The 26,042-nt window shown below is 55.9% G+C and carries 26 protein-coding genes and 1 pseudogene; 17 read left to right on the top strand and 10 right to left on the bottom strand.

All coding sequences use genetic code 11. From position 1 onward, the window contains the following. The first annotated feature begins 20 nt into the window (after window positions 1-20). The 6 genes from CLV87_RS16395 to CLV87_RS16370 all read left to right on the top strand — a co-directional run bounded on the left by CLV87_RS16395 (window position 21) and on the right by CLV87_RS16370 (window position 8,294). A complete protein-coding gene (locus CLV87_RS16395) occupies window positions 21-1,838 on the top strand; it encodes an ABC transporter permease (protein WP_099247091.1) in 1,818 nt (605 codons plus the stop codon). Window positions 1,839-1,889: 51 nt separating this feature from the next. Next, complete coding sequence (locus CLV87_RS16390) at window positions 1,890-3,119, top strand: ABC transporter substrate-binding protein (protein WP_099247089.1); 1,230 nt, start codon at window positions 1,890-1,892, stop codon at window positions 3,117-3,119. Between the two features lie 88 nt (window positions 3,120-3,207). Next, a complete protein-coding gene (locus CLV87_RS16385) occupies window positions 3,208-4,335 on the top strand; it encodes an ABC transporter ATP-binding protein (RefSeq protein ID WP_099247087.1) in 1,128 nt (375 codons plus the stop codon). Window positions 4,336-4,338: 3 nt separating this feature from the next. After that, window positions 4,339-4,959, top strand: coding sequence for a dual specificity protein phosphatase family protein (locus tag CLV87_RS16380; RefSeq protein WP_235871958.1), 621 nt, complete (start codon window positions 4,339-4,341; stop codon window positions 4,957-4,959). Next, the gene (locus CLV87_RS16375) at window positions 4,923-6,599 is read left to right on the top strand and encodes a metallophosphoesterase family protein (protein ID WP_099247085.1); all 1,677 of its coding nucleotides are present in this window, start codon (window positions 4,923-4,925) and stop codon (window positions 6,597-6,599) included. Before CLV87_RS16380 ends, CLV87_RS16375 begins: the two co-directional genes overlap by 37 nt. A 27-nt stretch (window positions 6,600-6,626) precedes the next feature. Then, window positions 6,627-8,294 (top strand): Na/Pi cotransporter family protein, encoded by a 1,668-nt coding sequence (locus CLV87_RS16370; protein WP_099247083.1) that lies wholly within the window; start codon window positions 6,627-6,629, stop codon window positions 8,292-8,294. Window positions 8,295-8,320: 26 nt separating this feature from the next. On the opposite strand, the gene CLV87_RS16365 is transcribed toward CLV87_RS16370, so the two are convergent. Then, window positions 8,321-9,355, bottom strand: a complete 1,035-nt coding sequence (locus CLV87_RS16365) for a LacI family DNA-binding transcriptional regulator (protein ID WP_099247081.1) — start codon at window positions 9,353-9,355, stop codon at window positions 8,321-8,323. A gap of 151 nt (window positions 9,356-9,506) precedes the next feature. Here CLV87_RS16365 and CLV87_RS16360 point away from each other — a divergent pair, with 151 nt between their 5' ends. Further along, a complete protein-coding gene (locus CLV87_RS16360) occupies window positions 9,507-9,875 on the top strand; it encodes a type 2 periplasmic-binding domain-containing protein (RefSeq protein WP_208293346.1) in 369 nt (122 codons plus the stop codon). Window positions 9,876-10,431: 556 nt separating this feature from the next. On the opposite strand, the gene CLV87_RS24180 is transcribed toward CLV87_RS16360, so the two are convergent. The 8 genes from CLV87_RS24180 to CLV87_RS24370 all read right to left on the bottom strand — a co-directional run bounded on the left by CLV87_RS24180 (window position 10,432) and on the right by CLV87_RS24370 (window position 16,993). Beyond that, entirely contained in the window at window positions 10,432-10,671 is a 240-nt protein-coding gene (locus tag CLV87_RS24180; RefSeq protein ID WP_235871957.1) for a hypothetical protein, read from the bottom strand. Next, window positions 10,628-11,812: a dihydrolipoyl dehydrogenase family protein gene (locus CLV87_RS16355; protein ID WP_235871956.1), complete on the bottom strand. Its 1,185-nt coding sequence runs from the start codon at window positions 11,810-11,812 to the stop codon at window positions 10,628-10,630. The genes CLV87_RS24180 and CLV87_RS16355 overlap by 44 nt, the downstream gene beginning before the upstream one ends. Window positions 11,813-11,815: 3 nt before the next feature. Further along, window positions 11,816-13,087 carry a dihydrolipoamide acetyltransferase family protein gene (locus CLV87_RS16350; RefSeq protein WP_099247079.1) on the bottom strand — a complete coding sequence of 424 codons (1,272 nt, stop codon included), beginning with the start codon at window positions 13,085-13,087 and terminating at the stop codon, window positions 11,816-11,818. Beyond that, window positions 13,088-14,101: an alpha-ketoacid dehydrogenase subunit beta gene (locus CLV87_RS16345; RefSeq protein WP_099247077.1), complete on the bottom strand. Its 1,014-nt coding sequence runs from the start codon at window positions 14,099-14,101 to the stop codon at window positions 13,088-13,090. A gap of 1 nt (window position 14,102) precedes the next feature. Beyond that, a complete protein-coding gene (locus tag CLV87_RS16340; protein WP_099247075.1) occupies window positions 14,103-15,338 on the bottom strand; it encodes a thiamine pyrophosphate-dependent dehydrogenase E1 component subunit alpha in 1,236 nt (411 codons plus the stop codon). Window positions 15,339-15,481: 143 nt separating this feature from the next. Next, window positions 15,482-16,102 carry an SDR family NAD(P)-dependent oxidoreductase gene (locus tag CLV87_RS16335; protein WP_306438017.1) on the bottom strand — a complete coding sequence of 207 codons (621 nt, stop codon included), beginning with the start codon at window positions 16,100-16,102 and terminating at the stop codon, window positions 15,482-15,484. Beyond that, a complete protein-coding gene (locus tag CLV87_RS16330) occupies window positions 16,099-16,740 on the bottom strand; it encodes an acyl-CoA dehydrogenase family protein (protein WP_304363313.1) in 642 nt (213 codons plus the stop codon). Before CLV87_RS16330 ends, CLV87_RS16335 begins: the two co-directional genes overlap by 4 nt. Beyond that, window positions 16,691-16,993 carry an acyl-CoA dehydrogenase family protein gene (locus CLV87_RS24370; RefSeq protein ID WP_304363314.1) on the bottom strand — a complete coding sequence of 101 codons (303 nt, stop codon included), beginning with the start codon at window positions 16,991-16,993 and terminating at the stop codon, window positions 16,691-16,693. The genes CLV87_RS16330 and CLV87_RS24370 overlap by 50 nt, the downstream gene beginning before the upstream one ends. On the opposite strand from CLV87_RS24370, the gene CLV87_RS24175 reads away from it, so the two are divergent. The 9 genes from CLV87_RS24175 (at window position 16,878) to CLV87_RS16295 (ending at window position 24,832) form a co-directional block, all read left to right on the top strand. Then, complete coding sequence (locus CLV87_RS24175) at window positions 16,878-17,126, top strand: hypothetical protein (protein ID WP_235871988.1); 249 nt, start codon at window positions 16,878-16,880, stop codon at window positions 17,124-17,126. The two genes, CLV87_RS24370 and CLV87_RS24175, sit on opposite strands and share 116 nt — an antisense overlap. 73 nt (window positions 17,127-17,199) lie before the next feature. Then, window positions 17,200-17,409, top strand: a complete 210-nt coding sequence (locus CLV87_RS24280) for an Lrp/AsnC family transcriptional regulator (RefSeq protein WP_306438016.1) — start codon at window positions 17,200-17,202, stop codon at window positions 17,407-17,409. 96 nt (window positions 17,410-17,505) lie between these two features. After that, the gene (locus tag CLV87_RS24165) at window positions 17,506-17,703 is read left to right on the top strand and encodes an Lrp/AsnC ligand binding domain-containing protein (RefSeq protein WP_235871955.1); all 198 of its coding nucleotides are present in this window, start codon (window positions 17,506-17,508) and stop codon (window positions 17,701-17,703) included. 239 nt (window positions 17,704-17,942) lie between these two features. Next, on the top strand, window positions 17,943-18,863 hold the full coding sequence (locus CLV87_RS16320; RefSeq protein ID WP_235871954.1) for a LysR family transcriptional regulator: 921 nt from the start codon (window positions 17,943-17,945) through the stop codon (window positions 18,861-18,863). A 152-nt stretch (window positions 18,864-19,015) separates the two neighbouring features. Next, complete coding sequence (locus CLV87_RS16315) at window positions 19,016-20,512, top strand: amidase (RefSeq protein ID WP_235871953.1); 1,497 nt, start codon at window positions 19,016-19,018, stop codon at window positions 20,510-20,512. A gap of 4 nt (window positions 20,513-20,516) precedes the next feature. After that, entirely contained in the window at window positions 20,517-21,800 is a 1,284-nt protein-coding gene (locus CLV87_RS16310; RefSeq protein ID WP_099247071.1) for a TRAP transporter large permease, read from the top strand. 21 nt (window positions 21,801-21,821) lie between these two features. After that, window positions 21,822-22,796 (top strand): TRAP transporter substrate-binding protein, encoded by a 975-nt coding sequence (locus tag CLV87_RS16305; protein ID WP_099247069.1) that lies wholly within the window; start codon window positions 21,822-21,824, stop codon window positions 22,794-22,796. 133 nt (window positions 22,797-22,929) lie between these two features. Continuing rightward, window positions 22,930-23,379 (top strand): TRAP transporter small permease, encoded by a 450-nt coding sequence (locus CLV87_RS16300; protein ID WP_235871952.1) that lies wholly within the window; start codon window positions 22,930-22,932, stop codon window positions 23,377-23,379. Between the two features lie 67 nt (window positions 23,380-23,446). After that, entirely contained in the window at window positions 23,447-24,832 is a 1,386-nt protein-coding gene (locus CLV87_RS16295; RefSeq protein WP_099247880.1) for an FAD-binding oxidoreductase, read from the top strand. Window positions 24,833-25,092: 260 nt separating this feature from the next. On the opposite strand, the pseudogene CLV87_RS24160 reads toward CLV87_RS16295, so the two are convergent. Then, a pseudogene (locus CLV87_RS24160) lies at window positions 25,093-25,778 on the bottom strand (IS3 family transposase); the annotation flags it as partial. Between the two features lie 69 nt (window positions 25,779-25,847). Between CLV87_RS24160 and CLV87_RS16285 the strand changes: the two are divergent. Then, complete coding sequence (locus tag CLV87_RS16285) at window positions 25,848-26,039, top strand: hypothetical protein (protein ID WP_099247065.1); 192 nt, start codon at window positions 25,848-25,850, stop codon at window positions 26,037-26,039. Window positions 26,040-26,042: the final 3 nt, after the last annotated feature.

Below are 26,042 nucleotides of genomic sequence, written 5' to 3'. Positions count from 1 at the left end.
AGCTGTGCGGAGGAGGAGACATGGCGCTGACAGAGGGAAATATCACAGGCATCCGATCCGGGCGTCTACGTCGTCTCGGGGGCGCGCTTATGTCTCCGGAACGTGTGATTGCGATCATTATGGCCATCGGGCTAGCGTTTCTGGTCTTGGTGCCGCTGCTCGAGCTTTTGCGGGAAACGCTGACCGTACAGCCCTATGACAAGGCTTATTTGCCGAACGCCACCGAAGGCGACCTGACCACGTTTCATTACGAGCGCGTGTTTTCCGGGCGCATGTCGGCGGCGCTGTTTTACAAGCCGTTTATTCATTCATTGATCACCGCGACAGGTGCCACGGTCTTTTGTCTGGTGCTGGGGGCTTCCTTGGCTTGGGTCGTCGTACGCACCAATGTGCCGTTCCGTGAAGCGGTGAACACCATGATTGTTGTGCCCTACATGCTGCCATCCTGGGTGATGGCGCTGGCTTGGCTGACTTTTTTCAAGAATGATCGTCTGGGCGGGTCTTCGGGGGTGTTTGTCTATCTCTTTGGTGTTCAGCCGCCCGACTGGCTGGCATTCGGAGCTTTGCCGATCATTATTTGCCTGGCCTTTCACTACTATGTCTATGCCTATCTGATCCTATCCGGTGCCCTGTCCACCGTGGACAGCCAGCTAGAGGAAGCAGGCGCCATTGCCGGGCTGTCACGGCTGCGTCAATTCCTGTCGATCACGGCCCCCTTGGTTCTGCCTGCTCTTGGTTCGGCCATTGTGATGACCTTCATTCGCGTTGTCGGATCGTTTGGCACGCCAGCGGTTCTGGGTATGCCAGTTCGTTATTTCACCTTGCCGACCCAGATTTACGCAGCGATTGGGTCACGAAACGTGGGCGATGGGTATTTGCTTGCCCTGGTTCTGGTGCTGATGGCGATCCTGTTTATCTGGATCAATCAGCGGATGATCGGCGTGCGCAAAAGCTTTGTGACCATGTCCGGTAAGGGTGTGCGCACCAAGACGATCGATTTGGGGCCTGCACGCTGGCTTGTGCTGGGGCTGGTTGTCTTGCTTCTCGCCTTTACGGTGATCTTGCCCATTGGTTTGCTGTTGCTGGAATCGCTGTCCAAAACCGCAGGCAATTACGATCTGTCCAACCTGACACTGCACTATTGGATCGGTGAACGTGGTGATGTCGACGCGATCCATCCGGGCGTGTTGCATAACCCGCTTATCCTTGGCGCGGCCTGGAACTCCATTCGGTTGGCGTTCTCTGTGGCGATCCTGACCGGCGTATTGGGGTTCCTGCTTGGATATGTGGTGGTGCGCACGCGAGGGACTTTTGCGTCCAAATCGCTCGAGATGTCGGCCTTTTTGCCCTACATCTTTCCATCCGTGGCCTTTGGCGCGATCTATATCGGGATGTTCTCGCGCCCCATTGGTCCGTTTCCGGCGCTCTATGGCACGTTCTTCTTGCTGGTCTTGATCTCAAGCGTAAAGAATTTGCCCTATACCTCGCGGACCGGCATTGCGGCCTTGCTGCAAATTGACAAATCACTGGAAGAGGCCGCACGGACCCAAGGCATTGGATGGTTTGCTCGGGTGCGCCGGATCATCATTCCGCTCGCCTCGTCGGGCCTCGTGTCCGGCATGTTGCTGAGCTTTATCGGGACGATGCGCGAGCTGTCATTGATCATCTTGCTTGTGACCCCGTCAACCGCGGTCTTGGCCTCGGTGATCTACACCTATCAGACCGATGATGTGCCCCAGCTTATCGGAGCCGCGACGCTGCTGCTGGTGCTTCTGGTGATCACGTTCAACATCCTGTTCCGACTGTGTTTCAAAAACGCAAAGCTTGGCTTTGCCTGACCTGAAATGACCCTTGTGGGGACCAAAACGATACCAAAGAGGAGGAGAAATATGCGTATCAAATCAGCGATCTTAGCAGGAGCTCTGGCGCTAACGCCCATGGCGGCGTTCTCAGAGGAAACGGCGGAAATGAGCTTTGATCAATGGCTTCAATGGGCCCAGCTCGGAGAGCATCAGCCCGCTGCCGAGGATTGGGAACAGATCATTGCAGCTGCCAAGGAGGAAGGCAGCTTGACGGTCTATGCATCCTCATCCTCGATCAGCAAAGTCGCCGAAGATTTCATGAAAATCTATCCTGAGATCCAGGTGAATGCCTTTGATCTTGGCTCGGAAAAGACCATCGAGAAATTGGTGCGGGAACATCAGGCCGAGCTGTACAATGTGGACGTCGTGACCACGGGTGGTGCTGCGCAAATGATTTATGAGATGCTGCCAGCCGAGCGCATCGTCAACTATGTGCCGCGCTACCTAGAGGACAATATTCCAACCGATCTGCAGTCACCGCTTTTGACCCAAATGGTGGAGGCCACGGTTCTGTTCTACAATACCGAAGCCTACCCGGATGGTCCGCCGATCAGCAATATTTGGGAGCTTACAGAACCCGAATGGACCAAACGCGTGGGCATGAAAAGCCCGCTGGGTTCGCTGACCACACTGGCGCTGATTGCCAATCTTGTGGAACATGGCCCAGCCTTTGAAGAGGCGTATGAGGCTTATGCGGGCAAGCCGCTGGAATTCTCCGATGGCATCGACAATGGCGCTTATGAGTTCTTTCATCGCTTGATCCAGAATGATCTGGTGATCTTTAGCTCCGGGTCGAAATTGGCTGCCGCATCTGGATTGCCAGGACAGGAAAGGCCACAGATCAGTTTCTCGTCGATGCATTATATCAACAAGAACAAGTCTGACGGGTACCAGAACGCGATCCTTTATGATCTCGAACCGGCCGGCGTCTATGCCTATTCCACCTATACCTCGATTGCGGGACGTGCCCCCAAACCGAATGCGGCCAAGCTTTTTGTTGCGTTTCAATTGGGGTCGGACAACCTGACACCCGACACCAAAATCGCGGCCCCATTCCGCGAGGGTGAGAGCTTGGAGCTGCTGCATGGCATGGGGGCATATTACAAGGTGGGAACGTTCTCCCCAAGGAATGATGTGCCAATCCCAGAAGGTGCCGATCAGTGGCCAAGCGTCAAAAAGCTGTGGGGCAGCCCAGAGTTTCAGCGCGACAATGTCGCCTTGGTCGCTGATTTCTGGGTCTATGAGACCAGCCAATAATAACCGCGTCTAAGCCAAAGATCCGCGCGGGACACCGCGCGGACCGACCGAAATACTCAATGAAACGGTGCGCTTGAGGGAGAAAAAGATGAGCGAAGTAAGCCTGACAGGCATCACCAAACATTACGGCGAATTCCTCGCTTTGCCCGAAATGAATCTGACGATCGAAAAGGGTCAGTTCGTCACGCTATTAGGGCCATCGGGGTGCGGCAAGACCACGACGTTGAGGATTATTGCCGGGCTGGAAACGCCGACGCGAGGCGAGCTAGTCTTGGGGGGGCGTACGATGTTTTCGGATGTCTCTCATGAGAATGTTCCACCCGAAAAGCGCGGTCTTGGATTCATCTTCCAGAGTTACGCCCTATGGCCAAACATGAAGGTCGAACGCAATATTACGCTTGCCCTGCGCCAGGCCAAAATGCCGGCGGCTGAGATCGAGGCGCGTTTGGAAGCCGCCTTGGAAAAAGTGCAGCTCAAAGGGCTCGAAGACCGGTTCCCCTCCGAACTGTCTGGGGGGCAGCAGCAACGTGTGGCCGTGGGGCGATTGATTGCAGCGCGCAACGAAATCCTGCTCATGGACGAGCCGCTGTCCAATCTTGACGCGGTGCTGCGCACGGAAATGCGCGCCGAGCTGAAGCGCTTGTCGCGTGAGCTGGGGGCAACGACTGTTTATGTGACCCATGATCAGGTCGAAGCTTTGACAATGTCCGACCTTATCGTGGTCATGAATGAGGGGCGGATCCAACAAGCGGGCACGCCCTATGAGATCTATCATCACCCTGCCAATCTGTTTGTTGCCGAGTTTATTGGCGACCCAAAGGTTAACTTGTTTGACGCCGAGCTTGTCGTGTCCACGACAGGCGCGCGCATCAAAGGCGCGGGCGTTGATTTTCATCTGACGCAGCCAGTGCAGCATTCTGGCGGAGCGGTAAAAGTGGCTGTGCGCCCGGAACACCTATGCATTCACACAGACCCCAAAGAGGGGGCCATTGAGGCCAAGATCGACGTTGTGCAACCAACGGGATCACAAACGATTGTTAGCTTGGATATGCCTTCTCAGCGCGTGACTGCTTTGGTTGCGCAATTCCGTGAAAGCTGGCCACAAGAGCAGGTCTGGATCGACTTTGACCCAGCGGATGCCATGATATTCGACGCCAAAAGCGGGGTTAATATTGTTGAAAACGGCCAGACCGCCACACAAGTTGCGGCGGAGTGAATGATGCACAACCTTGCTTTGAAATCACCGGTGTTTGACCGCCCCGCCATGAGCCTTATTGCCAAAGGGATCGGCCCGCATTCTGCGGATCTGTATATCGGCGGCATGGAGGCGGCGAGAGACATCAAGATGCTGCGTGAGCGCGGTGTCGGGATCGTTGTGAATTGCGCCGTGAACCTAGATATCAATCTGGTCGAGCAAGAGATTTTGCCTGAAGGGGGCGGAAAAGCCTCGGCGGGATATGGGCCGTTGCGCTACTATAAATTTGGCATGATCGATGGTTATGGCAACCCGGCGGCAATGATGCTGTCTGGCTATCTTCTTTTGCGCGGCGCGATTCATCAAAACATGCCCAAACGTGAAACCTATCCCTTTTCGGACGGTGGAAATATCCTGGTGAATTGTCGTGCGGGTCGCAGTCGATCAACAGCCCTTGTGTCTCTGTTTTTGCACCTTGAATGCCCTGATCAATTCCCAAGACTGGAGGATGCGGTCGCTCATGTCAGAACGCGCCGTGAATTGCGCCCGGAGGAATGGTTTGAGGCCCCAAAACCCATGTTGATTGAAGCGGCGCAAAAAGCTGTGCCATGGGCGCGGGCATTGGCAGAACGAGACGCGCCATAGATACGAGCAGTACGATGGCCAACCACAAATTCGCTGTCATAGCGGATGCGCATGTGCATCCGCTTAATGCAGATTTCGGAGTGCGTGATCGCAACGGTCTGTGCATGCGTAGCTGGGCTGACACGCGTAAATCCACGCGGGTGTTCAACGAAAGTGAGGGGGCATTTTCCGCAGCGCTGGATCGTCTCAAAGAGCAAGGTTTCCTGAATGTGGTGCTGCTCGGCGATTACACAGATGATGGGCAGCGTCGCACGACCGACGCTGTTGTGGCGATGCTGGAAGAGCGCGAAGAGCAGGACGGGTTTCGGTTTTTTGCACTGCCGGGTAATCACGATACCTTTGGAGCCGAGCAGCGCGACCACACAAAGATGTTTCTAGACGCTTTAGGTCAGCCGCGTTCGGTTAGCAGTATGGATGGGGCAGGGGAGTTTCACGACCCCGCAATGGCAAGCGATCCGCATCCCGTGGGCGTGATGAAGATGGCGCAATTTGGTTATATGCCCCGTGACGGTGACCTTTTGTGGGAAACGCCTTTTGGCTCTGACCCATCTGTTCAAGCCAGGCAATACATATGCAGTTCTGCTGACCGAAAAGTGGCGCTGACCTTCTTTGACGCAAGCTATCTAGTTGAGCCTGTCAAAGGTATTTGGCTGCTGATGATTGATGCCAATGTGTTTGAGCCGACTGGTCAAGGGAATGAGGTTTTTGGAAGTTCCAATGCCGGTTGGAATGCCATGCTGCGGGTCAAACCCTTTATCCGTGATTGGATGCAAGATGTGGCCGAACGGGCTAAGGCGAATGGCAAAACCTTGCTGACCTTCTCTCACTATCCGATGGTTGATCCCTATCGGGACTACGATTGTGCTGAGGAAACCTTGTTCGGGGCAACTGCGATGGCAATGCGGCGACCGACGCCGGAAACCAGCCGAGCCTTATGTGAAACGGGGATTGGTTTGCACTTTAGTGGCCATCTTCACGTTCGCCGCCGAACAGAGGTCGTGCATAAGGGGCAGCAGTTGCAGAATGTCGCTGTTCCTTCCCCTGTCGCTTATCCGCCCAGCCTTGCCGTCATAGAGGTTTCCTCTGCTGAAACACGTGTGAGCGATCTGCGATTTGACGATCATCAGGTCGATCCGTGCCTTCGCACGGGCTACGAAACAGAGGCCAAGGCCGAAGGGGAGGCATTGGACAACGCACACCACGCGCCAAGCTATGGTGCTTTTTTGTGGGAGCATTGCTCGGCCTTGGTGCCTCATCGTTACCTGCCCAAAGAGTGGCCTGACAGCCGGGCCAAAGAGGTGCTTAGCGGCTCGTTGAGCCAGGCGCTTGCGTGGGTCAAACCGGAGCAGACGCTTGATTTACAGCGGGATTTTGCCTTGCTTGATGTCGTCGCAGATTGGTACCGGATTCGCGCTGCAGGTGCTCTGGCGCTGGAGGATCTGCCCTCGGAAAGATTTGACGCTTATCAAACGCTGCGATCTCACCTATCGTCTTCTGATTCAAAATGTGAGCGCGCGCGGTTTTGGACCTTGTTCCTGACGCGCCTTTGCGACTTTTGCGATGATGCCTTGCAAGAGCGTGGAGATTTTACCCTTGGAGACGCTCAGCTGCGAAAAAGGTGCGCTCCCGAGCAAGTTTGATGCCGGGGCGGGCTGTATGAGGAGAGCATGTCAGCAACTTTGATTTTTGTGAATATGTGCGGTGCTGTCGCGCTGCTCTTGGTCGGTTTGAAGCAAATCAAGTCGGGGATCAATCGCGCGGTAGGGTCGCAGCTGTCCCATGCGCTTGCCGTCGGAACCCGCACCCAGCCTCGCGCGTTTCTCTCGGGGCTTGGGGTGACATTGCTTTTGCAAAGCTCAACGGCGACGGCGATGCTTGCGGCCTCATTTGCAAAGCGCGGTATTCTTCGGGCTCAGATGGGGCAGATTGCCTTGCTTGGTGCCAATGTCGGTACCGCGCTCACGGCTTGGATCGTATCGCTCAACCTTGGTTGGGTTTCGCCCGTTTTGATCCTTTCGGGTTTTGTCATGGGCAAAGGGGGAAGCCCAAAAAGACGCGGCTACGGTCGCGCTCTTGTTGGGGTCGGGCTTGTGCTCTTGTCGCTGCAGCTTTTGTCCGAAGCCAGCGCCCCCATGCGGCAATCCGAGGCGCTCTTAGCCTTTATCGCCTTGCTTGAAAACGCGCCGATTGTGGCACTGGGTCTCGCGGCAATGCTGGCTTTGTTATCTTCCTCAAGCCTGGCGGCAATCATGATGATTTCAGCCATTGCTGTGGTTGGTACGTTAAGCCCCATTCTTGTCCTGTCGCTTGTTGTTGGGGCAAATATCGGAGGGGCTATTCCGCCGGTCTTGATGACACTGGGCCATGTGCCTGAAGTGCGCAGGCTGACATTGGCCAACCTTGCGGTTCGCGCCGTTGGTGGTTGCGCCGTGCTTTTTGCGTTGCCGTTGGTGGTCAATTCCTTGACGGTGCCGCTCTCGAACCCAGTCGCTTTGCATGTTGTTTTCAATGTCGGTTTGGCAGTTCTTGCCTGGCCCCTATCCGGGTTGATCGCGCGAGTGTTCGAGTGGAGCCTGCCTGATGAGGGAGCCACAAGCGAGGCCTTTGGCGCAGAAGCCGAGACGCGTTTTCTGTCAGAAAGCGACTTGCAGACACCGGTGGTGGCGTTGGCCAATGCAACCCGCGAAGTTCTGGCGATTGGCGATAATGTCGAACGGATGCTCACGACGATCCTGAAGGCTCTGCAAGAGGGCCGTGACGATGCTTTGACCCAGGTTCAAACGCTGGAAGACGAAGTTGATCGCCGCCAATCAAATGTGAAGCTTTATCTGACCAAGCTGACGCGGAGCGAGTTGACAGAGGAAGAGAGCCAGCGTGCGATTGCCATTGTCGATTATGCGATTAATCTCGAGCATGTCGGGGATATTGCCGAAAAAGGCTTGGCAGCTATGGCCGCCGTGCGGTCCCAAAAGGGGCTTATGTTTTCCGATGAAGGCCTGTCGGAAATCCTGTCCCTGTTTTCTTTGACACTTGATAATCTCAGGTCCGCGCAAACCGTCTTTGCGACCGATGATTTTGCGCTGGCGCGGCAGATGATCGAAGCCAAGATCGATATTCGCAGAATGGAACGCCACTCTGCGCAACAGCATATGGAAAGATTGCGGGACGGCCAGGCCGAAAGCCTGGAAACCAGTTCCTTGCATCTCGATATTTTGCGCGACCTAAAACGGATAAATGCGCATCTGGTGTCAGTTGCGCATCCCATTTTGGACCAACAGGGATTGCTGGAGGAAAGCCGCATCCGACCAATGGCTTATGAGCGTGAATTGGGATAACGGGCCAGCGCGACGTCGCGCGTGCCCTAAGTGGTTGCTGCCTTGCGGATTGTCCCGCGCCAAATGAGAGGGGCCTCAAGTTCGATGATTTCGTTTTCCGTAGCGACATCCGGAGGTGAACTCAGCCAATTGATTGCGGCCTCGTTGATTTCATCAATGGGTTGGGAAAAGGTCGTTAGGTCATAGCTTTCCCAGCCCGATTGCGGGATATTATCATAGCCGATCACAGCAACGTCATTTGGGACATTCAGACTAAATCGGCACCGGGCTGCGTCCATCAGCCCGCAGGCCAGAAGGTCAGTGACGCAAAAAACGCCATCTGGGCGAACGTCCTGCGCAAAGAGGTCCGTGCCAATTTGCAGGCCGGTGTCATACGAGGTCTCGCCCCGGATCATTTTGAACACTTCAGTGCCGTGGTCCTTTGCAGCGTCTTCAAACCCCTCGATACGGCTGACAAGGCTGGGAGTGCCTGCGTTGGACGAAACCAATGCCGGGCGTTTGCACCCCGTACGCATGAGCGTGTTGAACGCCACTTTGCCCGCGGCGTGATCATTGAGCCTGATTTGCAAGGTTCCCGGTTGCGCATCATCGCGGTTGATCAGCACCAAACGCATCCCGTGACGCAGGCACATTTCGGTCAGCGCCGTGTCTGGCATACCTGACAATATTATGGCTGCTTCGGTCCGATAACTGGTTGCTTGACGCAAAGCATTGCGCACGCTTTCATCCGAGTTCTCGGTGGCAATCAAAACCGGGGTTTTTCCGGCAGTCTGGAGTTTTTGTGCCAAAGAAGAGAGCAGGGCAGCGCGAAATGGTGTCTCGATTTCAGCGGCAATGATCGCAACCAAACCACTTTGAGAGCTGATCAACCCGCGGGCTAGGTGATTGACCTGATAGCCAAGAGTGTCCGCAGCGGCCATAACTTTTCGCCGCGTTTCCGCAGAAACACTTGCGCCTGGCGTAAAGCTACGGGACACCGCTGCCCGAGAGACACCAGCGAGCTGTGCCACTTGATTGGCCGTAACGGGCCCCGTTTGGGCCGTTTCTTTCTTTGTTGGCATGTTGATTTGATCACGATTGCATTGGGTTAACCGACCTTAGCCTGTTTTTGCACTCAGGAGAAAGCATTTCTTATTGACGTGCACGAAATTTGGCTCAGTATTGTACACGTGTGCAATGGCAGATCTACCGTGAAACACTTGGGAGGAAATTATGAAAAATACTGTGATAGCCGTAGGCGCTTTGACGGCGCTTATGCCGGTCATGGCGCAAGCCGACGATTTGAATTTGATCTGTTCGGCCGACATCGTGATCTGCGAAAAAATTGTCGAGGCCTTCGAAGCAGGTCACGATATTGACGTCAATATGGTGCGTCTGTCGTCCGGTGAAGCCTATGCCAAAATTCGCGCCGAGGCGCGTAACCCCCGGACAGATCTATGGTGGGCCGGGTCCGGTGACCCGCATCTTCAGGCGGCGAACGAGGAATTGACTCAACCCTTTAAATCTCCGCGTCTGTCCGAGTTGCACAGCTGGTCTGTGCGTCAGGCAGGGAGTGCCAATTACCGGACGGTGGGCGTCTAATTGCGCGCGTTGGGACGGGGCTACAATACCTACCAGTATTCTGGTTAAGCGGTCGCGGACGAAACCGACCAGTCAGACGAGACCTCAAAGATTTCTTTCGTTCGGTCATCTGACTCATGCCGCAGCTTCTGAAGCTGATTCATCAATCGCGTAACAAGGTATATGGATCTCATTTAAAAACTGGAAACTCGTGGAATTTGCCGCATCGGTGAACTAGGGCTCACTTCCTGCCTCGGATGCGGTACGTCATCGAGTGACTTTCTGTGTTGGCCAACGACGGGTTATCACTGTGGGAGGGGATGGCGGATCCGAGGATCATTCATAGAAACACCTAACTTACCCGCCAGAAACAGAGCGCGGGAAACGGTAACCCTAGAGAAAGGAAATTTCAGGCAGTTTTTGCAGTGCTGCGTGCAAAAAAACGGCAAGTCGGTTTCTACAATGAGACAATGCCGCGCCCGCAGATCTCTGTGGGACCAAAGGTTCTTTTTCCCTGCGGGCCCCAAGTCACCGAGAACTCCGAGCGGGACAAAAAGCGCCTTGCTGTAAACCTCGTTTAAATGTGCAGCGCCCGCCCGAGCGCCTTGAGCGCTGTTTCTTGGACGGTTTCGGTCAGGGTTGGATGCGCATGAATTGTGTCGCCAATATCTGTCAGGGTGGCTCCCATCTCTATGGCCAGGGAAAATGCGCCTGCCATTTCCGACACGCCAGCCCCAACCGCTTGAATCCCAAACACAAGTTCGGTTTCCAGTTCAAACACAATACGAACAAAACCATCGCTGCGTTCCATCGTCATGGAGCGACCATTCGCTGCAAAAGGGGAACAGTGCGGTTTTGGTCCCGTCGATTTCATCGGGCAGCGCGCCCACAGCGACAATTTCGGGATCGGTGAAACAAACGGCAGGCATTGCCCGCTTGTCCCAGACAGAGGGAAGTCCGGCGATATGTTCGGCCACGATCACACCCTGCGCCATTGCTCGATGGGCCAACATGGGATCGCCAGTCACGTCGCCGATTGCAAAGACCCCGCGCATGGAAGTGGCGCAATGTGTGTCCACGGCAATAAACGAACCGCTCATCGTCAGGTTTAGATCTTCCAAACCGAAACCCTGGAGTTTCGGAGACCGGCCGACCGTGACCAAAACTGTGTCTGCTGGGATTTCAAGCGCGCCGCTCTCTGTATCCGCCAGCAATGCCGATCCATTCTTGGACATGCCTTTTGCCGTGGTTGACAGATGCACGGTGATGCCCAAAGCCTTCAATTGCGCCATCACGGGCTTGGTCAATTCCGGATCGTATTGCGGTAGAATACGGTCTGCGGCTTCGACCACCGTGACTGAGGCTCCGAGTTTGGCCATGGCCGTACCAATCTCCAACCCGATATAGCCCCCGCCGACGATGGCCAGGTTCTGTGGCACGTCCTGTAGGTCCAGAGCTTCGGTCGAAGAAATCACAGATCCGCCGAAAGGAAGAAACGGCAACTCAAATGGTCCTGATCCGGTGGCAATCACCATGTTCTGGCAGGCAATCCGCACCGGGCCTTTGCGGGTCGACACCTCGACAGTTTTACCGTCGAGGATCCGGGCCTGCCCGGAAACAGTGCGGGCCTTGGCTTTTTTCAGCAGGCTGGACACGCCCCCGGTCAAGCGTTTGACGATGCTGTCTTTCCAGGCCATCGTCTTTGCCAAATCAATCTTTGGAGCTGTCGTGGAAATGCCTAGATCGTTCTTGCCCGAGAATGTCTGGGCCTTGGCAAATTCATCCGCCGCGTGGATCAGAGCCTTGGACGGGATACATCCGACATTCAGGCAGGTGCCTCCGGGCTTGTCCCCTTCCACAACGATCGTATCAACACCCAGTTGCGCGGCGCGAATGCCGCAGACATATCCGCCAGGACCCGCGCCGATGATCAGCAGCGCGCAAGTTTTTGTTTTCATGGACTATTCCTCCAAAAAGATCATGGCCGGGGTTTCCAGCAGGGTTTTGATACGTTGCACGAAGACGGCCGCATCCCAACCGTCGATCACCCGGTGATCAAAACTGGCCGAGATGTTCATCATCTTGCGCGGAACAAATTGTGTGCCGTCCCACATTGGGCGGGTCGCCATTTTGTTGATGCCCAGAATAGCCACCTCGGGGTGATTGATGATCGGTGTGGTTGCCAAAGCGCCTAAGGGTCCAAGCGACGTGATCGTGAATGTCGACCCGGTCAATTCCTCTCGGGTCGCCTTGCTGGTTCTGGCCGCCTTTGACAGTCGTGCAATCTCGGCCGCGGTGTCAAAGAGGCTCAATGCCTCGACATGTCGCAGCACCGGCACGACCAGCCCGGAATCGGTCATCGTTGCCATGCCGACATTTACGGCACCATGGCGCAGGATGATGCCGTCATCATCCAGGTAATGCGCGTTCATTTCCGGGTGATCCAGAAAGGCCTTTGCCAGCGTCGCAGCCACAAAGGGCAGCACGGTCAGTTTGGGTTTTTCGCCCCGGCCCGCGTTGAGCGTGGCCCTCAGCTCTTCCAGCGCGGTGACGTCGACCTCTTCGACAACCGTGATATGCGGGATACGGGAATTGGCGAGCGCCAAGCGTTCCGCGATTTTGCGGCGCATGCCGACGACCTTGATTTCCTCAGTTCCTGTCCGAAAGGCGCGCCCCTGCCTAGGCTGCTGGCCGGGTTGCTGCAATGGCATCTCAAAGACCCCATCCAGATCATTATGCGTGATCCGCCCGGCCGGGCCTGATCCAGCAACCCGTCTTAGGTCAACGCCGGCCTTTCGGGCCCGAGCCCGAACCGAAGGCGACGCCAGAGGGGCTTGGCCTTCTGCGCGGGGCGCACCGGACATTGCCGCCTTTTGGGGCTGCGCGCGCGCGGGTTTGTCCGCGCCCGGTGACGGCTGTTGGGCCTTTGGCGTCGGGGCCTGAGACGGCGCGACCGCCTGGGACGCCGCACTGCCCGCGACCGGAGCGCTCGCATCGGTTTCAATCAGGACAAGGTCTGACCCGACGGGCAGCACTTGCCCGATTTCACCGCCCAGTTGCACCACCTTGCCCGAGTAAAGCGAGGGGATTTCGACGCTGGCCTTGTCGGTCATCACAGCGGCGATCACATCGTCTTCTTGGACGATGTCTCCGACGTCCACGTACCATTCTGCCAATTCGGCTTCGGTGACACCTTCGCCCACATCGGGCAATTTGACGGGAAGAATGTTCATTCAGTCCTCCATCGCTGTTTGCAGGGCGCGGGCCACCCGATCGGGTCCAGGAAAATAGTCCCACTCGGTGGCGTGCGGATAAGGTGCATCCCAGCCAGTCACCCTTTGGAGCGGGGATTTGAGATGCCAGAAACATGCTTCCTGAATTTCCGCGATCAACTCGCCGCCAAAACCACTGGTTCGTGTCGCTTCACGCACAACCACGCAACGGCCGGTTTTCTCGATTGATGTTTTGATCGTCTCAAGGTCCAGTGGCAGCAGGCTGCGCAGGTCGATGATTTCAGCGTCGATGCCGGATTGTTCGACCGCCGCCTCGGCGATGTAGACCATGGTTCCGTAGGCCAGGATCGTGACCTCCGCCCCTTCGCGGCGAATGTCGGCCTTGCCGATGCCAATCGAGTAATGCCCTTCGGGCACCTCACCGGCTGGATGTTGCCTCCAGCCAACCGATTTGCCCGAATGGTCGCCATAAAATGGCCCATTGTAGAGCCGCTTGGGTTCCAGAAAGATCACCGGATCGGGATCTTCTATTGCGGCAATCAACAGACCCTTGGCGTCATAAGGTGTTGAGGGAATGACCACTTTCAGGCCTGCCACATGGGTGAACAGCGCTTCGGGGCTTTGGCTGTGGGTCTGACCGCCAAAGATACCACCGCCTGTGGGCATGCGCACGACCAGAGGGCAAGTGAACATCTCATTGGACCTATGACGCAGCCGCGCGGCCTCTTGCGTGATTTGGTCGTAAGCGGGATAGACATAGTCTGCAAACTGGACCTCGACGCAGGGTCGCATGCCTTGGGCAGCCATGCCCACGGCCATCCCCACGATGGCGCTTTCGTTGATGGGGGTGTCAAACACCCGCTCTTCGCCATATTTGGCCTGAAGCCCGGCGGTACAGCGAAACACGCCACCGAAATAGCCGACATCCTCGCCAAATACCAAAACGCCGGGGTCCCGCGCCAGCATGATATCCATTGCGTCGCGCAAGGCTTCGATCATTGTCATTCTTGGCATATCAGTAACCCATTTCCTGACGCTGGCGGCGCAGATGCTCGGGCATTTCTGCGTAAACGCCTTTGAAAATGGTGGCCGGAGAGGTCGGTTTCGGGGTCACGAAGGTTCCGTGCGCTTCCACGTCTTTCTGAACCGCAGTGACCTGATCCAGAATTTCGGCCTCGGCTTGAACATGGCGGGCTTCCGACCACGCGCCCTGCAGGATCAAATGCGCCTTGAGCCGCTCGACCGGATCGCCCAGCGGCCAGGCCTTGGCCTCGTCCTTGGGGCGATAGGCAGAAGGGTCGTCAGATGTGGAATGCGCGGCAACGCGGTAGGTGAACCATTCGATGGCTACCGGGCCATGGCCTGATCGCGTACGTTCCACCGCCCATTTTGAGACTGCTGCGACCGCCAGGTAGTCATTGCCATCCACCCGTAGCGCAGGAATGCCATATCCCCGCGCGCGCGAAGCATAGGTGCGGGACCCACCGGTTGCGACGCCGGTATAAGTCGAGATCGCCCATTGATTGTTGACGATGTTCAGGATCACCGGTGGCCGGTAAACAGAAGCACTCAGCAAGGCGGCATGAAAATCGTTCGAAGCCGTCGCCCCATCCCCGATCCAGCCCGCCGCGATCTGGCCGTTGCCGCTGAGCGCATTGGCCATTGCCCAGCCCACGGCCTGAATATATTGCGTGCCAAGATTGCCCGAGATGCTGAAAAAACCATAGTCGCGCGAGGAATGCATGATCGGCAATTGCCGCCCCTCAAGCGGGTCGCGTTCATTCGAATAAATCTGCCCCATAAGGTCGCAGAGTGGGTATTCGGCCGCGATCAGCAGGCTTTGCTGGCGATAGGTGGGAAAGTTCATGTCCCCTTTCACCAGTTGGCGTTGAAAACCGCAGCCAATGGCTTCTTCCCCGGTGCATTGCAGATAGAACGAGGTTTTGCCCTGCCGTTGTGCGTTGAGCAGGCGTTTGTCGACTGCGCGCATCTTCAGCATGTCGCGCAGCCCCTGCAGCAAAGCGCTGACATCCAGATCAGCGATGTAATCGGCCCAAGGACCAACCGCTTTACCTTCGTCATCAAGCACGCGGATCAAGCCATTTGCATAGTCGCGTGAATGGGTAGCTTCGAGATCCAATGGCGGCACCTGCAAAGCTCCGGCGGGCGGGATTTCAATAGCCGAGAAATCCGGCATGTCATCGGGCCGGGCTGGGGGGGGAGGGTAAGTCAGTTTCAGCGCCTTTGTCATTTGGCCTGTATCCTCGTTCCGGCGTCCAGACGGATGACTTCGCCGTTCAGCATGCTGATTCCGGCAATGTGGGTTGCGAGATCGGCAAACTCTTTGACCCGGCCAAAACGTTGCGGAAATTCCGATGTTTGGGCCAGCGCGTCCTACACCTCCTGCGGGAAGCCCGTGACCATTGGCGTTGCAAATATGCCCGGCGCAATCGCCGCAATACGGATGCCGCTTTTGGCAAGGTCGCGTGCCATGGGCAGCATCAGCCCGACGACCCCCGCCTTTGACGAAGCATAGGCCAGTTGCCCCATCTGGCCCTCATATGCGGCAATCGATGCGGTGTTGATGATTACGCCGCGTTCGCCATCGGCGTTCAGAGCGTCTGCAGTGGACATTCCAAGGGCCGATTGTGTGGCGACGTTGAAGGTGCCCATCAGGTTGGCTCTGATCGCCTTGGCATAGAGTTGGGCATCATGCGAAGCACCGCGCGAAATTGTCTTGGCCGCCGGCGCGATACCCGCGCAATCGGCGCAAATCCGTTCCTGCCCCCGGATGCCGCGCAGCTCTTCCAAGGCAGAAGTCACAGCAGTGGCGTCGGAAATATCGCATTCTGCGAATTGCCCGCCGATTGCTTTCGCAAATGCCCGACCGGTCTCAGCATTCATATCCAATATCGCAACAGGAACGTTTTTTGCGCGCAGTGCGCTCGAAACCGCTGCGCCTAGTCCCGAAGCCCCGCCGGTGACGATGGCGGGCGTTTCCCGAACTAAAATCATTTCTGAAACCTCCGTTTCAGATCGCGGGAGATGTTGATGCGCTGCACGTCCGAGGTGCCTTCGTAAATCTGGCAGACGCGCACATCGCGATAGGTTCGCTCCAGCGGGAATTCGGACAGATAGCCATAACCGCCGAGCGTCTGAATGGCGTCAGAGACCACCCGCTCGGCCATCTGACTGGCCGTCATTTTGGCGATGGAGGCCTTTCGAAGGCAGGGCTGGCCCTGATCTTTTAGACGCGCGGCATGCAGCACCATCTGACGCGCACTTTCGATCTGCGCGTCCACATCCGCCAGACGAAAGGCGACCGCCTGATGTTCGAAAACTGGTTTGCCAAATGCGCGGCGGTCCAGCGCATAGGCGGTTGCATACTCCAAAGCGGCCTGCGCCATGCCAACCGATTGCGACGCAATACCGATGCGCCCGGCTTCGAGAGACGAAAGCGCAATTGTCAGGCCCTGCCCCTCTTCTCCGATCAACGCATTGGCATCCAGTTTCATGCCGTCGAATGTCAATGCGCAGGTGTCCGAAGCTTTCTGGCTCAGTTTCTTTTCTGGCTCTGCAACGATAAAGCCGGGCGTGTCCTGTTCAAAGTAGAAGGCCGAGCTCCCTTTCTTGCCTGCGTCGGGATCTGTCACCGCAAAAACCTATTGTTGCTCCGCCGATCTTGGCCGAGGTGATGAATTGCTTTGACCCGTTTAAAGTATAGCCGTCATTGGTTCGGGTCGCGCGGGCCTTAATCGACGCGGCGTCGGTTCCTGCCTCAGGGACTGTCATGCTTAATAAACCCAGCTGGCCCATTTCGCCTAAAATGCCGGGTTCGATGGCTCCGGCGGCTTCGCGCGCACTGGCACCGGGGGCCAACCTGTCTTGCGAAAACTGCCGCGCCATGTCGCGGATCATTGTTTGTTCTTCGGTCAGTACTCCGGTTATGGCATCACTCCTCTTGGAAACCATCCATCGGCGTACGTTTCGCGCCGTGCATTACAACTTCGAACATGACAGTCCTTTCCGCCTTATCTGAATAAGAGCTCGCGTTGATCGTATGTTTGCGCGCAGGGATTGCTTGCCTTTCTATTGCTCCGGGGCGGAAAATTATGCATACTTTAGCTAATGATTTGGCATTACCGGGCTATCACATGCAGAATATTGACGAAACAGATCTCAGGATCTTGCGCGCAATGCAGCGTGATGGCTCCATGACTGTATCGCAGATAGCGGAACAGGCCTGGTTTTCTCAGTCACCTTGCTCGCGCCGGATCATTCAACTGCAAGAACAAGGTGTGATAGCGAGCAAGCATGTTTAGCTTGATCGCCGCAAATTGGGATTCAACGCAGTCGTCGACGCGCGGGTAAAGCTGAAAATGCACGACAGAAAGTCGCTGGAGTAGTTCAAAATCGAAGTGCGCGCCATTCCCGAAATTCAGTCAGCGGTATTGTTGCTGGGCGAGTATGATTTTCACCTCAGGATCGTCGTTCTAGACATCGACCATTATCAGGCCTTGCTTCAGGATAAACTCGTTTCACTTCCTGGGGTTCAGGAAATGCAGAGTTCCGTCATACTGGAGGTTGTGAAGAATTCGACGGCTCTGCCTTTGTAGCTTTCCAGCGACGAGGCGATGGAAACAACCGCGATGCTCCACGCTATCTATTCAAAGACACAAAACCCAGCCTGACACCTGGGGTCGGGGCCTGAAAGCTTGGTTGGTCCTTCCGAGCCGCGCCGATCAGGCAAAGCATCTCGTTTTACTCGGCTCCGGGTTTCTGTTCTATACTGGTTTGGCATGAAAGTGATGCCTGGGGAGGTCGCGTCATCTCGATCAAGAATTTCCAAAGAGACGTGACGATCCGGCACCTGCGCGTGATTTCGACACTTTCCGAGTTGAAACTTGTGGCGCGTGTCGCCGAAGCGCTGAATGTTTCCCAGCCCGCTGTTTCGAAGCAGATTGCCGAGCTTGAGCGCATCGTCGGCGTGCCAGTCGTGACCCGGGATCGCAATCGGCTTTATTTGACACCTATTGGAAAGCGTTTGGCCGAGCATGCGAAGCAAACCCTTGATCAGCTGGGACGCGCGGCCTTTGATATTGAAGCAATGGCGAGCGGTGTGTCGGGCGCGGTCACTGTAGGAGTTGTAAGTTCGGTCGCCCCAACGCTTTTGCCGGGGGCGATTTCTCTGCTCAAACGCAACTCGCCGCAAGCAAGCGTGTCTGTCATCGAGGGGCATTTCAATGAATTGCTGCCGCAAATTGAAGCCGGTGCCATTGATCTTTTGATCGCGCGCATTTGGAGGCCCCAGGAATTATCAGGCATCGAACAGATGGCGCTGTTTTCGGAGCCCCTAGTGGTCGTTGCGGGGCGCGGCCATCCTCTTGCACAAATGGAGCAACCAGACTGGGCCGACGCCAAGGAGTATCCGTGGATTATGCCGCAAGCGAACTCTGTTGCGCGTCAGGCCGTTGATGCATTGTTTTCTGACAACGGCCAAACACCACCCAGCAACATTATTGCATCCTTGTCATTAACGTTGAATCTGGAACTTTTGGGCCAAATGCCCGCTCTGGGGTTGATGCCGCGACGGCTGGCCCAGAGACATGCCGCACGCGGCGAGGTCGCGATATTGCCGCTCGACACTGAGGGCTACCTTTCGGAGGTGCGCTGTTTCTGGCGCCCGGACCAGCTTTGCAGAAATGGTACAATGTCCTTGTTTCTAAAATGCCTCCAGCAGACGACGGATGAGATCAAAACCATTCCGTTTGGTTAATGTTTTGGGCAGGTAATTCATTATTTCTTCCCGAGGCTTTGCGTTACCTTAATGAAATGCAAGGTTTGGGAGGGCTTTGTTTGTCGACTGCATATAATGATGACAGGGCGTGTGCCCCTGTACCCAGTGCTGCGCTCACTCGGCTTTCTCTTGTGGAAGTGCTTGCCGGGTTCAAAGCAAAGACCCTGACTCCAAGCGACTACCTAGACGCCTGCCTGGATCAGATTTCTTTGATCAATCCCAGGATTAACGCGCTGACGACGATTAATTCCTCGCGCGCTGTGACCGCTGCACGCGAGGCCACCAAGCGTTGGCAAGCCGGGTCGCCCATCGGGCCGCTTGACGGCGTGCCTATCGGTGTAAAGGACCTCCAGAACACGCGGGATCTGTTGACGACACATGGCAGCCCGCGTTTGCGGGCCTATCTGCCCGATGACGATTTGCCATTGGTCGCCAGACTGAGGCGCGCCGGGGCAATTGTTTTGGCCAAAACGAATGTTCCTGAATGCGGGGCAGGTGGAAACACACGAAATCCGGTATGGGGCGCAACGGGCAATCCATTTGACGCGAATTTAGTTTGCGGTGGGTCATCAGGTGGCTCTGCAGCGGCTTTGGCCGCAAACCTTTTGCCTTTGTGTACGGGATCAGACACGGGTGGCTCGCTTCGCTTGCCCGCCGCCTTTTGTGGCGTTGTTGGATTTCGCCCTTCGGTGGATGTCGTCGCACATCCGACCCGACCTTTGGGATGGTCCGGGATCTCTGTACTTGGCCCGATGACGCGAACGGTGGATGACCTTATTCTGGCGATGCAGCTGTGTCAGGCTGCCGATCCAGATGATCCTTTGTCGGTGCCTGCCAAGGCAGACCGATTCACTGCACTACCTGATATCGAGCTTGGCGACCTCCGCGTTGGGGTCAGCGAAGATTTTGGCGGCGCTCCTGTCGACCCAGCCATCCGCGACACGTTTCGCAACCGGATTGAGACGATCAGCCGGAAAGTTCGAAACATTTTCCCGGTGGATCTCGACCTAGGGGACATGGACAGATGTTTTGATGTCCTGCGCGCGGAAAGCTTTACGGCGGCGTTTGGCGAGATCATCAAAAGCGAACCAGATGCATTCGGGGACGAGGTTTCGGAGAACATTAAACTGGGCCAGTCCATGTCCCTAGCAGATCGGGCTTGGGCGCATGCTGAACAAACACGCATACTAAGGCGGTTCAATGCCTTGATGCGTGACGTTGATGTCATTCTCTTGCCAACGACACCCGTCTCGCCTTTCCCTTGGACCCAAAGGCATCCGGCGGAAATCGACGGGCAAAAATTGGACATCTATTACAGATGGCTGTCATTGACCTATCGCGGGTCATTGCCCGGTGGGCCATCAATAACGCTGCCTTGCGGGCGTGACCCATTTGGACTGCCATTTGGTTTGCAAGTCTTGGGTCCGGTCGGCGGCGATGCAAAAGTGCTCGCCGTGGCGAAGGCGTTGGAAGCTGCCTTTGAACAGGATCGCGAGACCGCGCGGGCACGCCCCGATTTGAACGCCATACCTTTGTCTAAGGTGAGCCTTCAATCGATCGTCACACACCCCCCACAGATGGACGCAAAAACAGGCGCAGAAAAATCAACTTTAGGAACGGCGGTCTAACAACATGTACCTGATTCCCATCGCCTTTATTGTCCTGCTCATCAGCGGCACCGCCTTTGCGTACTTAATGGGCGCGGTCTCTGTTCTCACCTTTGTTGCCTTGGACAAGACGCCGTTTCTGTCGATCCTGCCTCAGCGGATATTCTCTCAGCTGGACGTCTTTGCCTTTATGGCGATGCCGCTTTTTATTCTGACGGCTGAGATCATGAGCCGTGCTGGAGTGACCAGAAGCCTGATCGATTTCGCGATGTCGATTGTTGGGCGCCTGCGCGGTGGTCTCGGGCATGTGAACATTCTGACCAGCGTGTTCTTTGCTGGCATTTCCGGGTCTGCTGTCGCGGATAGCGCAGCCTTGTCTCGCACCTTCGTGCCAGAGATGAAAGCGCGGGGTTATGATCCGTATTATGCCGGCGCGATCACAGCGGCGTCTTCGATGATCGGCCCAATTATTCCACCGTCGATCATCATGATTATCTATGGCGGGCTTACAGGTGCCTCTGTCGCCGCATTGTTCATTGCAGGTGTTTTGCCGGGCTTGCTGCTGGCTGCGTCCTTGATGGCGTTAAACGGTGTCGTGGCAGCCATCAAAGGCCTCCCCGGCGGCACGGCAAATGACGTGCCCCGTTTCCTTCCAAGCCTTTTGAATGCCGCCCCTGCGCTGTGTCTGCCAGTGGTCATTCTGGGGTCCTTGGTTTTCGGATTGGCCACCCCAACAGAGGGCTCTGCCATCGCGGTCATGGTCGCATTGGCCGCTGGCCAATTCTACAAGGGCTTGAGCCTACGAATGATCCTTGAGGCGGTTGAAGCGACCGCACGGATGACCGGCACGATTTTCATTATTCTCGCCGCGATTTCCGTATTGGGGTATCTGGCCGGGCAACTTGGTTGGTCCAGCGCTTTGGCTGACTGGGTCGAATCCTTTGGCCTTACGGGCACCAACTACTTGCTTTTCCTGGTCTTCATTTTCCTGATCGCAGGCATGTTCATGGATACACCCGTGGCCTTGACCCTCCTAATTCCATTGTTTGCGCCACAAGCCATGGAGCAAGGAATTAGCTCAATCCAGCTCGGGATCGTGCTTTGTTTTAACCTGTGTGTGGGGTTGATTACACCGCCCCTCGGGAAGTGTTTGGTCGTCGTTTCTGCGCTCACCAAGCTGAATTATTGGCGTCTGGCATTTGCCGCGCTGCCCTTTATCGCGGTCCAGGTATTGGTGCTGCTGTCACTGGTTTTCTGGCCTGCGATCACTCTAACCCTGCCGAGTTTGTTCGGCTTTTCAGTGAACTAACCAATCTTAAGGGAGGATATCATGAAACTTGCAAAATTGTCATTGGTGGCCATGCTCGCGCTGGCGACCACGGCGACCGCAGAGGTGAAGATCGCGCTGGACAGCAAACCTGATCTCGAAACCAGCGGCTCGTATAATTGGGCACATACATTCGGGAAGGTATTGACCGAAGCGGGTATGGAGGTGCGCGAAATGCCGCGCGGTTCGGTCGGAAACGAGGCTGAAAAGTTCGACCAGATTTCCACCGGTTTGCTGGAGGTTTCCTTGTCAGATGTGCGCGCGGTCGCGCAGGTTGACCCATTCATCTACGGCGTTCGCCTGCCGTATATCTTCGATGACATTGCTCACATGGATCGTACGCTTGACGCCGGCAAGGTCTTTGACCGGGTCAACGAAAACCTGGCCAAACAAGACGCGGTTCTGCTGTCCTTGGCGCCACTTGGCCCGTCATCCGGTGTCATCACCACCAAGGCGGTTGTCCGTTCTCCTGCGGATATGTCGGATTTGCGTATGCGTGCGCTCGATGATGCGCAGATCGCCATGTACAAGGCATGGGGCTCCAGTGGTACAATCGTGCCTTGGGGTGAGGTGCCTGCAGGCCTGCAAACTGGCGTGATCGACGGCTATTTGAACTCGCCTTTTGTTCCTGTGATGTTCGGCCAGACCGACTTTGTAAAGAACTTCTCCGATGCCGGGGTCATCATCCCACTGCGCGCAGTCATCGTGTCCAAGCTCTGGTACGATGGTCTGTCAGCGGACGAGCGTAGCACGGTTGATGCAGCCGTAGAGGCCGCCGATGCCGCGACACGTGAATGGCTGGCGGCGGCTTCTGTTCGCGGGCTTACTTCGCTCGAAGAAAAAGGTGTCACTGTGCAACGCCTGACAGCTGAGGAGCGTGCAGTGTTTCGCGAAGCCTCTAAGCCAGTTTATGACTCTGGGCTGATGGCGTCCGAAGACATTCAAATTTGGACGAGCCTTTCTGACGGCAATCGCTAAAGGCCAAGTGGTCGAGCCTTTCTTTGGCTCGATCCAATCACGAAAGGGCAACCCCATGCGCTCACTTATCATCGGGACAAGCAACGGTCTTCACTGGGCCATGAGGCGTGCCGCAATATTTGCTGTCTGCTTGATGTTTGTAACCGTCGCAATCCAGATTGTGGCGCGATATGTCTTTGCTTCTCCGCCAATCTGGACCGAAGACGTTGCCCGTTACGCCATGGTTTGGACAGGTTTGCTGGGGGCCACGCTTTCGTTCAAAACCCGCTCGGACGCGGTGTTAATGGAGAGCGTGTTTCCCGACCGCCCCTCTTTTTGGGGTTTTCTAACCGAAGCCATTCAAAGCGCTGCGGTTTTGATCTTTATTTGTCCGGTCGTCTATTTTTGCTTTGTCGGCCTGCGGGGCGGATTTGCAAAAGGATACCTCGGGCGTCAAAGCGGACTGACGGCTGATACCATTGGAATCCAGATGGTTTGGATTTCTGTGTCAGTGCCGTTGGCCATGATCGTCATATTGGTTCACCTCGCCGCGCGATGGGCGGGGGATGGCGGGAACGAAACATCTGAATCTCAATTGGACTAAGAAACCTAGCCAGGCCTGCAGATCGTCCGTTGAGGCGACCGGCCGATGCTACAAAATGGACATCTATATGACACGGGAAGCGACCGCAGCTGCAATCTCTGAACTTACTGAATTGCTTGGCGAGCGCCTGTCCACCGGCAGCTCTATTCGTGAAATGCATGGTCGTGATGAGGCCTATTCTGATCCAGCGCTGCCAGATGCAGTCGCCTTTCCGACCAGCACCGAAGAAGTGTCCAAGATCGTCAAAATTTGCGCAGGGCGGGCCGTGCCGATTGTTCCATTCGGAATTGGAACCTCGCTTGAAGGGCATGTAATCCCGATTCATGGCGGGATCAGCGTCGACATGAGCCGCATTAACAAGGTCTTGGAAATTAACGACAGCGATCTTGATGCGGTGGTGCAACCAGGTGTGACCCGGACCCAGCTGAATGAAGAGCTTCGAGCGACCGGGTTGATGTTCACGGTCGACCCCGGTGCAGATGCAACATTGGGGGGCATGGCTGCAACGCGCGCGTCCGGAACCAACACGGTGCGTTACGGCACCATGCGGGAAAATGTCCTGGCGTTGGAAGTTGTGCTGCCGGATGGAACGATCATTGAAACCGGATCGCGGGCGCGGAAATCTTCGGCGGGTTATGATCTGACCCATTTGTTCGTCGGTTCCGAAGGAACCCTTGGGATCATCACAAAGCTGACAGTCCGCCTGTTCGGACAACCGGAATCAATTTTGTCGGCGACTTGCGCTTTTGAAACCGTTGATGACGCAGTAAACTCAGTCATCATGGCGATCCAGATTGGCCTGCCTATGGCTCGGATCGAGCTATTGGACGAGGTCCAGATGAAGGGTATGAACAAGTTCAACCCAGATCTGGGTTTGCCTGAAAAACCGCACTTGTTTCTTGAGTTCCACGGGTCGGAGACCGGAGTCAAAGAGCAAGTCGAGCTTTTTGAAGGTATCTGTGAAGAGTTCTCGGTTTCGGGCTTTCAATGGGCGACAAAGGCCGAGGACAGAAACCGCCTTTGGACCGCGCGACACAACGCTTACTACGCCGGAAAATCCTTGCGCTCAGGGGCCGAAGGTTTGGTGACAGACTGTTGCGTCCCTATTTCAGCTTTGTCGGAATGTATTGCGCGCACAAAAGAGTTGATCGCCGCTTCTGGTCTGATTGCGCCAATTGTGGGCCATGTGGGTGACGGTAACTTCCATCTTCTGATCCTGATTGACCCGAAAAACCCGGTAGATCTCAAGGCCGGCAAGGACCTTGCGTCCAAGATCAACAAACTCGCTTTGTCCTTTGGCGGAACTGTGACGGGCGAACATGGTGTCGGCATCGGCAAGAAACAATATATGCTGGAAGAACATGGTGCTGCTTATGCTCTGATGGGGGTGATCAAGCGGGCAATAGACCCGACAAATACCTTGAACCCGGGCAAGATTGTCGAGGTGAACTGACGCCGCGGCGAGCAAAACAGTTTTGAAAGGCAGGGAGCCGAAAACCCATGTCTCTGCACGGCGATCCGGTCGGCAACATCAATTCGTCTCCAAGCCCTAAAAACAAGTTAGAACATCGTTGCCGTAAAGCCAGATGACGTCCGGCTCGGAACGGTTTTGCGTGTTAGACGAGGTTTTGGCGGAGGAATCGAAACTGGTTTGGAAATTGAACCACTGAACTTGGGGCGTATTTTGTTGAAAATGGACCTGTCATGTTTTGTGCCGCTCATTGATACTTGGAAGCTGAGCTGGAGCAGGAGCTTCTGATAGTGGCGAGAACAATATTGGCTGCCACAGTCGGTGTGGTGAATGCAAAACGAGTAGGACCGCCATATAGAGACAGCCTTTGCGCGTTCAGACATAGCTGATTTCACCTGCCCAAATCTGCTTCGGCTGATCCACACGGAAGCCCCGGCTCAGCAGGGGCGCGCAATATTGCAGGCGTGGTTACTGTCCCCCTCTCGGCAGATCACTTCGCAATCGCCTGCCGGGCAGTGGTCGTCACCTTGTATTTCTTGGATCGTTCGACGCGTATGTTATTCTCGCGCATCAATCGGCCAACGCGGCGATAGCCGATGGGCATGCCAAGCTCCTTCAGCTCTTCGGTCATCCGTTGAGGGCCATAGCTGCTCAGGTTGAGCCGGGACTGTTCCTTGATATGCGCCAAGACCTCCATGCTGGTTCGCCGTCTCTGTTTTGCAAGGCGGCTACCATCTGCGCGCAGGCTAGGTGAACTTGCTCCAGAACCTTGCAAAGCCGGTTGGTCGGCAATTAGTGGCTATGCTCTTCGATGAACCGGAACCTCATGGCTTTTGACTCGCGAAAAGTCTGTGGCCTTTTTTAGGATGTTCCTCTTCTACTACAGCATGCGGTTTTCCCGACGAAGCCTATCATTTTCGCGGGCAAGACAGGTGAAGTCCGTGTGGGCACCATCGACCTCAGCACTCTGGCGCTGGATTAGGTGCAGGAGGGCAAGATGGACTTTGTCTTGAACCAACAGCCCTTCTTGCAGGGCTTTTACCGTGTTCTGATGGCGCAGCAATGGGTCGATTTTGGCCTTGCACCAGCCAACGCGATCAATTCCGGCCCGCTGCTGATTGACGCGACGAGCGTGGACAAGTTTCTGGCCGTCAGCGAGGCCTTCCTCGGCTATCGGGGAGCAAACTAAACC

It is taken from the genome of Pelagimonas phthalicica, from assembly GCF_004364805.1.
In the GTDB taxonomy this organism is placed as follows: domain Bacteria; phylum Pseudomonadota; class Alphaproteobacteria; order Rhodobacterales; family Rhodobacteraceae; genus Pelagimonas; species Pelagimonas phthalicica.
This window is presented reverse-complemented; position numbering and strand designations above follow the sequence as displayed.